The sequence below is a fragment of the Kitasatospora sp. NPDC089797 genome (genome assembly GCF_040684795.1).
GTDB lineage: Bacteria > Actinomycetota > Actinomycetes > Streptomycetales > Streptomycetaceae > Kitasatospora.
Map to the genome: position 1 here is coordinate 45,846 of NZ_JBFBGS010000041.1, position 13,188 is coordinate 59,033.

At 75.2% G+C, this 13,188-nt stretch carries 4 protein-coding genes; all 4 read left to right on the plus strand.

The genetic code is table 11. The features are described from left to right. Positions 1-184: 184 nt before the first annotated feature. The 4 genes from AB0O91_RS28925 (at position 185) to AB0O91_RS28940 (ending at position 13,088) form a co-directional block, all read left to right on the plus strand. On the plus strand, positions 185-5,701 hold the full coding sequence (locus tag AB0O91_RS28925) for an amino acid adenylation domain-containing protein (RefSeq protein ID WP_363438991.1): 5,517 nt from the start codon (positions 185-187) through the stop codon (positions 5,699-5,701). 167 nt (positions 5,702-5,868) lie between these two features. Next, positions 5,869-6,621 (plus strand): thioesterase domain-containing protein, encoded by a 753-nt coding sequence (locus tag AB0O91_RS28930; RefSeq protein WP_363438994.1) that lies wholly within the window; start codon positions 5,869-5,871, stop codon positions 6,619-6,621. Beyond that, entirely contained in the window at positions 6,618-7,886 is a 1,269-nt protein-coding gene (locus tag AB0O91_RS28935; RefSeq protein ID WP_363438997.1) for an MFS transporter, read from the plus strand. The genes AB0O91_RS28930 and AB0O91_RS28935 overlap by 4 nt, the downstream gene beginning before the upstream one ends. Before the next feature lie 57 nt (positions 7,887-7,943). Further along, on the plus strand, positions 7,944-13,088 hold the full coding sequence (locus AB0O91_RS28940; protein WP_363439000.1) for an amino acid adenylation domain-containing protein: 5,145 nt from the start codon (positions 7,944-7,946) through the stop codon (positions 13,086-13,088). Positions 13,089-13,188: the final 100 nt, after the last annotated feature.

Genomic DNA, 13,188 nt, shown 5'->3' on the forward strand with positions numbered 1-13,188 from the left:
CCCGCTCTGATCGCTGCAAGATGCCGCGAGACTACCCTACTCGCTGCGATCATGACAGAGGTCAAATCCCTTACGGGCGAGGCAAGATCTCGCCCCTTGCCGAGCCATTTCCCGCCTGTATGCTGACGTTCCTGGGGGACGCGGAGGTGTCTCCATACCCAGGAGGAAAGGGCGTCTACGAGCCGTGGACATCGAGTTCCCCGCCCAATCGGACGCCGCGGACGAGTTCCCCGCGTCGAAGGTCCAGGAGCAACTCTTCCTCGCGCAGCAGACCGTGGGTGACGCACCGACCTTTCACATCCCGTGCTTCTGGGAAGTCCGCGGTCCGGTCGACGTCCCGGCGCTGCGCAATGCCTTCGTCGCCGTGCTCACCCGGCACGAAGCACTGCGCACCACTTTCCGCATTCACCCGGACGGGCTGCGCCAGGTCGTCCACCCGCAACCCCGCTGGGAATGGCGGCGGGCCACCTGCGGGGACGACGCGGAACTCCGGGAGCGGATGGTCAGGGCCGCCCGTACCCCCTTCAACCTGGAGCTCGGCCCGCTGGTCCGCACCGGGGTGCTGCGCTGCGCCGAGGACCGGCACGTGGTCATGCTCTGCTGCCACCACACGGTCTTCGACGGCTGGTCGGCCAAGCTCCTGCTGACCGAACTCGCCGCCCACTACGAGGCGTTCAGCACCGGCGCGGAGCCGGACCTGCCCGCGGTGGAGTTCCAGTACGGCGACTACTCGCTCTGGCACGACGAGTGGCTGGCGAGCCCGGCCGGCGAACGGGCCCGGCGCGGCTGGGCCGAACTGCTCGCCGGGGAACTGCCGGTGCTGGACCTCCCGGGGGACCTCCCGCCCGAGTTCACCGACGACGTCTCCGCCCCCGGCGACACCGCCGACGTCCCACTGCCCGGCCGGGCGGTCGAGCAACTCGCCGCCCTGGCGACGGAGTTACGCACGACCCTGTTCACCGTGCTGCTCGCCGCCTACGACCTGCTGCTCGCCGACCGCACCGGCCTGCGCGACGTCATCGTGGGCACCCCCGCCGCCAACCGCAGCCGCACCGAGTTCCAGGACACGGTCGGCTGCTTCGTCAACATGGTCGCGGTCCGCACCGACCTCACCGGGCCGCGGACCTTCCGCGAGCTGGTGGAGCGGGTGCGCACCGCCGTGCTGCGGGCCCAGGACCTCCAGGCCGTGCCCTTCGAGACGGTGGTCAAGGAGGTCCGGCCGCCCCGCCACGAGGGGCGGCCGCCGATCTTCCAGGTCGCCTTCACCGTCGGCGAGGACTTCTTCGAGCCGGTCCGGGGCGGGGGATTGACCTTCACCCCGGTCGAGGTCCCGTCGGTCACCGCCAAGTACCAGCTGTCCCTCCAGGTCAACCGCACGGCGGACGGCGCGGTCGCCGAGTTCGAGTACCGGTCCGACCGCTTCTCGCCCGGCTGGATCGCCGACTTCGCGGCCGGCTACGCCCGGGTGCTGGAGCTGGCCGCCGAACAGCCGGACCGCCCGCTGACCGACTTCCTCAGCGGGGACGTGCCGCAGACCGCCGCCCGTACGCCCGGGACGCCGTCGACGCCGTCGACGCCCCGACGGACCGCCACGGCAGGCGGGTCGGCCCCCCGGGACGACACCGAGCGGATCCTCACCGAGGTCTGGGCCGAGGTGCTGGGCCGCCCCGCCGTGGGCATCGACGACAACTTCTTCGAGCTCGGCGGCGACTCCATCAGCAGCGTGCAGATCGTCGCCCGGGCGGGCGCCCGCGGCCTCGCCTTCCGGGTCCGCGACCTGCTCCGCCACCAGAGCGTGCGCGAACTCGCCCCGCTGGTGGGCAGCACCGCCCCCGCCGGCCCGGCGGCCACCGGCCCGTTCGAGCTCGTCCCGGACGAGGACCGGCCGCTGCTGCCCGCCGACGCCGTCGCCGCCTACCCGCTGACCGCCCTGCAGTCCGGCATGCTCTACCGCAGCGGCCAGCAGGCGCACACCGCGATGTACCACGACGTGCTGCTGACCCGGCTGCGGGTGGCCTTCTCGGCCGAGGCCTGGCGCACCGCCGTGGCCCAACTGCTGGAGCGCCACGAGCTGCTGCGCACCTCCTTCGCCCCCGGCGGGTTCCGCGAGCCGCTCCAGGTGGTGCACCGGCGGATCGACCGCCCGCCGGTCGACTTCGAGGACCTGCGCGGCCTGCCGGAGCCGGACCGACGCGCGCTGATCGACCAGCGCACCGACTGGGAGGCCCGCAACCTCTTCGACTGGGAGCGGCCGCCGCTGATCCGCTACCACGTGGCCCGGCTCGCCGAGGACGAGGTCCAGCTGTGGACGGTGGTGCACCACGCCGTGATCGACGGCTGGAGCGAGCGGATGCTGTTCGGCGAGCTGCTCTCGCTCTACCTCGCCGCCCTCGGCCACGACGACGCCCCGGCGCTGCCCCCGCCGCCCACCGCGCACTACCGCTCCTTCGTCGCCCTGGAGCGTGCCGCCGTGCGCGACCCGGAGCAACTCGCCTTCTGGCAGGCGCAGCTCGACGGCGCGGCGCTCGGCGGCATCCCGGCCGCCCCGGGCACCGGGGTCCCGGACATGGCCGTGGTGCCGCGCGAGCTGCCGCCCGAACTGTCCGCCGGGCTGGTGGAGTTGGCCGCGCAGCTGCAGGTCCCGGTGCGGATCGTGCTGCTCACCGTGCACCTGCGGGTGATCGCGCTGCTGACCGGCACCGAGGACGTGGTCTCCGGTGCGGTCTACAACGGCCGGATCGCCGAACCGGACGGCGACCGGGTGGTCGGGCTGTTCCTGAACACCCTGCCGGTGCGCTGCCGGCTCGCGGCCGCCGACAGCTGGTCCGGCCTGATCCGGCAGGTCGCCGCGACGGACCTGGCGATCCAGCCGCACCGGCGGTTCCCGATGCCGGAGCTGCGCGGCCGGGTGGCCGGCGCGGCCGCCTTCGAGACCTTCTTCAACTACACCCACTTCCGCAACGAATCGGCCGTCCCCAGCGGCGGGTTGGAGGTGCTGGCGGAGGAGAGCCGGACCCCCACCGACTTCCTGCTCGGCTCGGAGTTCTCCCGCGACACCGGGACGGACGTGATCGGACTCGGCCTGCGCTACGACGCCGACCGGATCACCGCCGACGACGCCGACCGGTACTTCGGGTACCACGTGGCCGTGATCCGCGCGATGCTGGCCGACCCGGCGGCCGGGCCCGCCGCCGCCCCGCTGCTGGGCCCGGCGGAACTGGCCGGGCTGCGGGAGTGGAACCGCACCGACCGCGCCTACCCCGGCCCGCACCTGCTGCACCGGGCGATCGAGCGGCAGGCCGCCGCCACCCCGCGGGCCCCCGCCGTGCTGTTCCGCGAGCAGGTCCTGAGCTACGCCGAACTGGACGCCGGGGCCGACGCGTTGGCGCACCGGCTGGTCGGGCTCGGGGTGCGGCCCGGCGACCACGTCGGGATCGTCCAGCAGCGCTCGGCCGAACTGGTGGTCTCGCTGCTCGCCGTGCTCAAGGCGGGCGCCGCCTACGTCCCGCTGGACCCGGCGGATCCGGCGGAGCGCACGGCCGCGCTGGTCGCCGAGTCCGGCTGCCGGGTGGTGCTCACCGCCGCCGGCACCGAGGACCTCGCCCTCCCCGGCGTCACCGTCGCGTTCGTCCCGGCGGGGGCACCGGCGCCGACCGGCGGCGGGCGGGCCCCGGCGGTCGAGGTCGCCCCGGACGGCCCGGCGTACGTCATCCACACCTCCGGCTCCACAGGCCGCCCCAAGGCCGTCGTGGTGTCGCACCGCGCGATCGCCAACCGGCTGGACTGGATGCAGGAGGAGTTCCGGCTGACCGCCGGGGACCGGGTGCTGCAGAAGACGCCCTACACCTTCGACGTCTCGGTCTGGGAGTTCTTCTGGCCGCTGCGCGAGGGCGCCGCCCTGGTCGTCGCCGAGCCCGGCGGGCACTGGGACCCGGCTTACCTCGAACAGGTGCTGGTGCGGCAGGGCATCACCGTCGCGCACTTCGTCCCCGCCATGCTGCGGGCCTTCCTGGACGCCGCCGACCTCTCCGCCGCGACCGCGCTGCGGCAGGTGGTGTGCAGCGGCGAGGCGCTGCCCGCCGACCTCCAGCGGGACTTCCTGAACCGCTCCAAGGCCGCCCTGGCCAACCTGTACGGCCCGACCGAGGCGGCCGTGGACGTCACCTGCTGGCACTGCACCGCCGACGGCGCGGACACCGTGCCGATCGGCCGGCCGATCGCCAACACCCGGATCCACCTGCTGGACCCGTCCGGGCACCCCGTCCCGGTGGGCACGGCGGGCGAGCTGTACATCGGCGGCACCGGCCTGGCCGACGGCTACCACGGCCGGCCCGAGCTGACCGCCGAGCGCTTCCGCCTCCACCCCCGGCCGGAGGGCGGCACCGAACGCCTCTACCGCACCGGCGACCTCGCCCGGCGCCGCCCGGACGGCGCGATCGAGTACCTGGGGCGCACCGACGCCCAGGTCAAGATCCGCGGCATGCGGGTCGAGCCCGGGGAGGTCGAGACGCTGCTGTCCGCCCACCCGGACTGCGGCGCGGCCGCCGTCACCTTCGACGGCGAACGGCTGACCGCCCACTTCACCGCCCGGCCCGGTGCCGAGTTGCCCGCCGAGGAGTTGCGCCGGCACGCCGAACGGCTGCTCCCCCCGCACCTGGTGCCGGCCCGCTGGCAGCCGCTCGCCGAACTCCCGCTGACCGGCAGCGGCAAGGTCGACCGCAAGCGCCTGCCGGCCCCCGACGGGACGGCGCGGCGCACCGCGACCCGGCCGCTGACCGCGCCGGAGCGGCTGGTCGCGGCCGCCTGGGCGGACGTGCTGGACGGCGCGGACTTCGGCGTCGACGAGGGCTTCTTCCGGGTCGGCGGGCACTCGCTGGCGGCCGTCCGGCTGATCGGCCGGCTCCGCCGGGACTTCCCGCACCGGCTGAGCGTCGCCGAGCTGTTCGCGCACGACACGGTCGAGCGGCTGGCCGCCCTGCTGACGGCGCCCGCGCCGGCCGCCCGCAACGGCTGGGACGTGCTCGCCCTGCGGCCCGCCGACGGCGAACCGCTGTGGCTGTTCCCGCCGGTCGGCGGCAGCGCCCTGGGCTACCTGGCGCTGGCCGGCGCACTGGACCGGCGGCTGGCCGTCTCCGGCCTGGACTGCGCCGAGCCGGTCGGCACCGGCGTCGAGGAGCTGGCCGCGGCCGCCGTGGAGCGGATCCGGCAGGACCACCCGGACGGGCCGCTCCACCTGGCCGGCTGGTCCTTCGGCGCGGTGCTGGCCTTCGAGGCCGCGGGCCGGCTGCGGGCCGAGGGCCGGGAGGTGACGCTCTGCATGGTCGACGCCGCCTTCCCCGCGCCCGGGCAGCTGGCCGGTCTCGACGACGCCCGCACCACCGAGGCGCTGTTCCAGGACACCCTGGCGCTCACCGGCGCCCCGCCGGACGGCACGGGCAGCGAGGCCTGGGCGGCGCGCCACCGGGTCTTCGCCGCCCACCTGCGGGCCCACCACGCCTACCGCCCGCGCCGCCTCCCCGGCGACGTGGTCTACCTGGAGAGCCGCGACGGCCGGGAGCTGGGCAGCGCCGAGGCCTGGCGGGCGGTGGTGGACGGCGACTTCCGGCTCCACCGGCTCGACACCGACCACTACGGCCTGGTCCGGCAGCCGCACGTCCGGGCCGTCGCCGAGGCCCTCGGCGCCGCCGCGCTCGGCGGCTGACCGCCCCCTCCGACGCACCGCACCACCCGCACCGCACGGCCCGCACCGCCAGCACCACCAGCACCGCCCGCAGCACGATCGCCGAACGCCCGACCGGTGGACGCCGATCGCCGGAAACCCGACCGCCCCGACACCGCACCGGTGGGACCCAAGGAGTGCACTGCGCCATGCAGACCGACCCGGGCAAATGGCTGTTCCGCCCACCGTCCGAGGACGCCCCGGCACGGATCTTCCTCTTCCCGTACTCGGGCACCGGCGCCTCCATGTACCGCGCCTGGCCCGAGCGGATCGGCGAGGTCGAGGTGTGCCTGGTGCAGCTGCCCGCGCGGGAGAACCGGCTGCGCGAGCCGCACCCGGTGACCTACCAGAACCTGGCCACGGCGGCCGCGGCCGCGCTGGCCCCGCTGATCGACCGCCCGACCGGCTTCTTCGGGCACTGCGGCGGCGCGCTGTCCGCGTTCGCCACCGCGCTCGAACTGGAACGGGTGCACGGCCGGGAGCTGACCGCGCTCTTCATGTCCTCCCAACTCGCTCCGGACGAGGACCCGTTCGGCCGCTGGCTGTGGCTGGGCCGGGAGGACCTGTCGGTCGAGCTGACCGTCCTCGCCGAGGCGGCCGGGACGCGGATGGACCCGGACTTCCTGGACGTCGCGCTGGACGTGCTGGAGGAGGACCTCGCCGCCCAGCGCCGCTACCGGCTCGCCGCCCCCGAGCCGCTGGCCTGCGCCGTGCACGCGGTCGGCTGGCAGCAGGACGTGGAGATCCGCCCGGAGCAGCTGGGCGGCTGGGCCCGGTACGTCCCGCCGGCCCGCCACCACCGGCACCTGCTGGACGGCGGGCACCACGCCTTCCTGGCCGCGCCGCAGCCGCTGCTCGACCTGATGGGCCGGGCGATGACCCAGGAAGGACAGCCGTCGTGAAGCTCCGAGGACTCTGGGACCACGCGGACTTCCGCAGACTCTGGGCCGGCCAGACGCTCTCCATGCTGGGCACCAACATGGTGGCGGTGGCCGTCCCGCTGATCGCCTCGGTCAGCCTGGGCGCCTCGGTGTTCCAGATGGGCCTGCTGCTCGCCACCGAGTTCCTGCCCTACCTGCTGATCAGCCTGTTCGTCGGGGTCTGGCTGGACCGGCGGCCGAAGAAGATGATCATCGTGGCGGCGGACGCCGTGCGCTCGCTGATCCTGCTGTCCGTGCCGCTGCTCTCCTGGGCCCACCTGCTGAGCGTCCCGCTGCTGCTGGCAGTGGTGTTCGGCACCGGCACCTGCAGCACCGTCTCGGACATCGGCAACGCCTCGATCCTGCCCGCCCTGGTCGAACGCGACGACCTGGTCGAGGGCAACTCCAAGCTGGAGATGAGCAGTTCGGTCTCCAACATCGGCGGCCGGACGTTCGGCGGCCTGCTGGTGCAGTTGCTCACCGGCCCGGTGGTCATCATGGTCAACGTCTTCGCCTTCGGCCTGGCGGCGGCCTGCACCCTGCGCATCCGCAAGCGCGAGCCGGTGCCGGAGAAGCCCGTCGCGGGCCAGGGGCCCTCGATGTGGCAGGACATCGGCGAGGGCCTGGGCTTCATCTTCCGCAACGCCACGCTGCGCACCCTGGTGCTGGTCACCTTCCTGATCAACTTCTCCGCCATCGCGATCGACCCGGTGTTCCTGGTCTTCGTCACCCGCACCCTGGACCTGCCCGGCATCCTGGTCGGCGCCCTGCTGGCCGGCACCGGGGCGGGCTCGCTGATGGGCGCCCTGCTCGCCGCCAAACTGGGCCGGCTGCTGCCGTTCGGGCAGATGGTGGTCTGGGTCACCGTGGCGATGACCGCCGTCGAACTGGTCATCCCCGCCGCGACGGTGATGCCCAAGGGCGTCGCCTTCGCGATGCTGATGTTCGTCCAGGTCGCCTACGCCGCGCTGGTGATCTCCTCCAGCATCAACATCCGCAGCTACCGGGCCGCGATCACCCCGGACGACATGCAGGGCCGGATGAACGCCTCCACCCGGATGATCGTGATGGCCGGCACCCCGTTCGGCGCGATGGCCGGCGGCGGGCTCGGCTCCCTGCTGGGCACCCAGCTGGCGATCGTGGTCTGCGCCGGCGGCCTCGGTCTGGCCGCGCTGCTGCTCGCGCTCTCCCCGGTGCGCCGGGCGACCGGCATCCCCACCGAGGTCCCCGCCCCGGCCCTGACCTGATCCGACCCGCCGTCGGATCACCGGGCACCCCCACGACCAGGAAGGCCAGGAAGGTTCGTGAACGACACCGACGCGGTCGGCCGCGCCGCACTGGACGCCGTCTTCGCCCGCGCGCTGGCCGAGGAGGCCACCGCCCCGACCACCGCCGCGCCCCCCGCGGCCGTCGACCCCGCGGCCGCCCGCCCGGGCGACGGCCGGGCACCCGCGTCGCTGGCGCAGAAGCGGCTCTGGTTCCTGGAGCAGCTGAACGGCCCCAACAGCACCTACAACGTGCCGTTCCGGCTCCGGCTGGAGGGCGAGCTCGACACCGAGGCGCTGCGGCTGGCGGTCGGCGACCTGGTCGCCCGGCACGAGGTCCTGCGCACCACCTTCGCCGGTGACGAGGACGAGGTCTTCCAACTCCTGCTCGACCCGGACCGGCTGCCCTGGGAGCAGGCGGACCTGACCGACCTGGGCGAACCGGCCGTGACGGCGCTGATCGAGGAGGAGAGCCGGATCCCCTTCGCGCTGGCCGGGCAGCCGCTGTTCCGGGCCAAGCTGATCCGGACCGGCGCCGGGGCGGCGCCCGTGCACCACCTCGCCGTCACCCTGCACCACGCGATCACCGACGGCTGGTCGGAGGGGCTGTTCTTCCAGGAGCTGGGCGCCTGCTACGCCGCCCGGGCCGGCGGCGGCGCGGCCGGCCTGCCGCCGCTCACCGTGCGCTACGTCGACTACTCCGACTGGGAGGCCGAGCCGGCCACCGTGGAGCTCTACCGGGGCCAGCTGGCCTTCTGGCGCGAGCAGTTGGCCCGGCTGCCGGAGGAGGCAGGGATCCCGGCCGACCTGCCGCGGCCGGTCCTGCTGAGCGGCGAGGGCGCGAGCGTCGCCGTCCCCGTCCCCGCGGACCTCCAGCGGCGGCTGGCCGGCTGGGGCGCCGGTCACGAGGCCTCGCTGTTCGCCACCGCGGTGACGGTGCTCGCCGCCCTGCTGCACCGCTACAACGGCGAGGAGCGGGTGGTCGTCGGCGTGCCGGTGGCCAACCGGCCGCGGGCCGAGTGGGAGCCGGTGATCGGCTACTTCGCCAACACCCTGGCCCTGCCGGTCGACCTGGCCGGCGACCCGACCCTGCGCCAACTCCTGGGCCAGGTCCGAACGGTGTCGGCGGAGGCGCTGACCCACCAGAACGTGCCGTTCGACCGGGTGGTGGAGGCGCTCGGCATACCCCGGGACCCGTCCCGCAACCCGGTGTTCCAGGTGATGTGCAGCGTCAACCAGGTGGTGCCGCCGCCCCGGCTCCCGGGGCTGGCGGTCGAGCTGGTGGAGATGCGCAACGACTCCGCCAAGTTCGACCTGGAACTCGCGGTCAGCTACACCGCGGACCGGGTCGACTTCCACTTCGACTACGCCACCGACCTGTTCGAGCGGGCCACCGTCGAACGGCTCGCCGCCGACTACGCCGCCCTGCTGACGGCCTTCCTGGCCGGGGGCACGGCGACCGTCGGCGCCGTAGCGCTCGGCGCGCACGGGCCCGCCGCGCTGGACGGCGCCGCGGCGGAGGTCCGCGACCGGCACGGCAACCGGGCGCCCGCCGGGGTGTACGGCGACCTGCTGCTGGCGGGCGCACCGAGCGGCCGCCGGGCCCGCGTGCTGGCCGACGGCACGGTCCAGGAGGCCGCCGCCCGGCAGGCCGGGGCCACCCGCCCGACCGCGGCCGGGAGCGGCTCCACCGCCCCCGCGACCGCCACCGAGCGGGCCCTCGCCGCGATCTGGTCCCGGCTGCTGGGCACCGAGACGGTCGGCCGCGACACCGACTTCCTGCGCGACGGCGGGGACTCCCTGCTGGCCACCCGGCTGGTCGCCCGGATCCGCCGGCAGTGGTCGGTCAAGCTCTCCGTCCGGCACGTCCTCCGGACCCCGGTCCTCGCCGACCTCGCCGCGCTGCTGGACGAGGCCGCCGCGACCCCCGCCGAGGCACCGGCCCGCAGCGCCGTCCCGGCCGCCGGCGGCCCGCGGCCCGAGGTGCTGCCGCTGTCCATGGCCCAGCGCGGGATCTGGATCGTCAACCGGCTCGGGCAGCAACAGGCCTTCTACCACATGCCGTTGGCGGTGCGGATCGACGGCGCCCTGGACCTCGCCGTGCTCACCGAGGCCGCCGCCGACCTCGGCCGCCGGCACGAGATCCTGCGTACGCTCTTCCCCGCCGACACCGCCACCGGAGCGCCGCGCCAGGCGGTGCAGCCGCCCGAGGCCGTCGCCCGGGTGGTCCGCTCCCGCGCCGTCCACCCCCACGGGCTCCAGCAGGCCCTGCACGACGCGCTGGCGACCCCGTTCGACCTGACCACCGAAGTCCCGCTGCGGCTCCACGTGTTCAGCACCGGACCGGCCTCGCACGTGCTGCTGGTGGACGTCCACCACATCGCCTGCGACGGCCTGTCGCTGGCCCCGCTCTGCCGCGACCTGGCCGCGGCGTACGCTGCCCGGTCCGCCGGCCGGGCCCCCGACTGGCACGAACTGCCGATCCAGTACGCCGACTTCGCCCTCTGGCAGGCCCAACAGCTGGGCCGCGCCGAGGATCCGGACAGTCCGTCCGGCCGCAGCCTGGAGTTCTGGACCAAGGCGCTCGCCGGGCTGCCCGAGGAACTCGCCCTGCCCGGCGCCCGGCCACGCCCGGTCACCCCGACCTTCCGCGGCCTGCCCACCCGGGTCGAGGCCGGGCCCGAGCTGTACCGACGGATCACCGCAGCCGCCCACGAGCACGGCTCCAGCGTCTTCATCGTGCTGCAGGCCGCCCTCGCCGCGCTGCTCACCCGCCTCGGCGCCGGCACCGACATCCCGCTCGGCACCCCCACCGCCGGCCGCTCCGACCAGGCGCTGGACGACCTGATCGGCTGCTTCATCAACACCGCCGTGCTGCGGGCCGACACCTCCGGCGACCCCAGCTTCCGCACCCTGATCGCCCGGGTCCGGGAGACCAACCTGGCCGCCCACGACCACCTGGACCTGCCCTTCGACGAGATCGTCACCGCCCTCAACCCGCCCCGCCAGCACGGCCGCAACCCGCTGTTCCAGGTGATGACCAGCCTCAACGGCGAGCCCGAGCCCGTCCCCGCGCTCGGCGGACTGCCCACCGAGCCCTTCGACCTCGGCACCCCGGCCACCCCGTTCGACCTCACCTTCGAACTGACCGAGGACCGCGCCCGGGCCACCATCAGCGGCACCCTGACGGTCAACGCCGACCTGTTCGACCAGGCCGCCGGGGAGGCCCTCGCCCAGCGGCTGCTGCTCGCCCTCGACGCCGCCACCGACCGGCCGGACCAGCCGATCTCGCACTGGGACCTGCTGCTCCCGGGCGAGCGCGAGGCCGTCCTCGACACCTGGAGCACCGGTGCCGCCGCGCCCGGGCCGACCGCCCTCGCCGAGCTGTTCGCGCAGGCGGTGGCCGCCGCCCCCGACGCACCGGCCCTGGAGACCGGCGACCTCACCCTCTCCTACGCCGAACTCGACGAGCAGGCGAACCGGTTGGCCGCCGAGCTGGTCGCCCGCGGCGTCGGCCCGGAGCGCGTGGTCGCGCTCGCGCTGCCGCGCAGCGGCGAACTGGTGCTCGCCGTCCTGGCCGTGGCCAAGGCCGGCGGCGCGTTCCTTCCGCTGGACGTCCGGTTCCCGGTCGAACGACTGTCCTTCATCCTCGCCGACGCCCGGGCCGCCCTGGTGGTCACCGACTCGGCCGGCGCCCCCGCCCTGCCCGTCGACGCCCCGCCGACCCTGCTGCTGGACGACCCCGACCTGCTGGACGCGCTCGCCGAGCACCCCGGCGAACCCCCGGCCACCGCACCGGTGCACCCGGCGAACGCCGCGTACCTGCTCTACACCTCCGGCTCGACCGGGCAGCCCAAGGGCGTCGTGGTGACCCACGGCGGGCTGGCCCCGCTCGCCGAGCAGCTGCACCGCACCGTCCTGGCGGACCCCGACGCCGGGGAGCGCCCGGTCCGGATGCTCCAACAGGTCTCCCCCACCTTCGACATGTACGTCATGGAACTCCTGATGGCCTTCCGCTCCCGGGCCGTCCTGGTGGTGGCACCCGCGCACCCGGTGCTCGGCGAGGAACTGGCCGTGCTGCTCGAACAGCGGCGGATCACCCACGCCGTGCTGACCCCGACCGCGCTGGCCGCGCTGCCCGTCCGCGCCTTCCCCGACCTGCGGGCGGTGGTGGCCGGCGGCGAGGCGCTCGGCGCCGACCTGGTCGCCCAGTGGGGGCGGGACCGGCGCCTGCACAACGCCTACGGCCCGACCGAGACCACGGTGCTCGGGACCCTCTCCGGCCCGCTGCACGGCCGGGTCGGCGCGCCGCTGGGCGCACCGATCGCCGGCTCCCGGCTGTTCGTCCTGGACGAGGCGCTGCGCCCCGTCCCGCCGGGCGTCACCGGCGAGCTCCACCTCGCCGGGGCCGGCCTGGCCCGCGGCTACCTGGGCCGTGCCGACCTCACCGCCGACCGCTTCCTGCCCTGCCCGTTCGGCCCGCCGGGCAGCCGGATGTACCGCACCGGCGACCTGGCCCGCTGGACGGCCGACGGTGAGCTCCAGTACCTCGGCCGGAGCGACGGCCAGGTGAAGATCCGCGGGGTGCGGATCGAGCTCGGCGAGATCGAGGCCGTCCTCGGCGCGCACCGCAAGGTCGCCGACTCCGCGGTGGTGGTGGACGGTTCGGCGGTCGCCGGGCCCCGGCTGGTCGCCTTCGTCACCCCGGCGGACCCGGCCGACCCGGCCGCCCGGCCGACCGACGCCGAACTGCGGGCGCACTGCGGCCGCGCACTGCCCCGGGCGATGACGCCCGCGCGCTTCGTGGTGCTCGGCGCGATGCCGACGCTGCCCTCCGGCAAGACCGACCGCAAGGCGCTGCGGGTCCCGCCGGAGGAGCGGGCCGAGGGCCACCGCACGCCGCCGGGCACCGCCACCGAGCGGGCGCTCGCCGGGATCTGGCAGCGGCTGTTCGGGACCGGTCCGGTCGGCGTCGAGGACGACTTCTTCCTCCTCGGCGGCCACTCGCTGGCGGCGGTCCGGATGCTCGCCGAGATCCACCGCGACCTCGGCGTCGAACTCCCGCTGAGCGCCTGCTTCGAGCACCCGACGGTGGCGGCGCTGGCGGCCCTGATCGACCGGACGCCCCGGCCGGACGCCGCCGAGGAGCCGGTGGTCGTACGGCGGCGCCGACCGACCTCCTGACCGCGGGCGGGAGCGCGGGGGGGGCGGGGCCGCCCCCCCGCCCCCCCACCCGGGCGCCAACGCGAACACGACCCGCACCACCCCCCACCCGGCGGCCCGG

Coding starts and splice junctions, on each gene's coding strand:
- AB0O91_RS28930 (WP_363438994.1), top strand. CDS start 5,869: ATGCAGACCGACCCGGGCAAATGGCTGTTCCGCCCACCGTCCGAGGAC.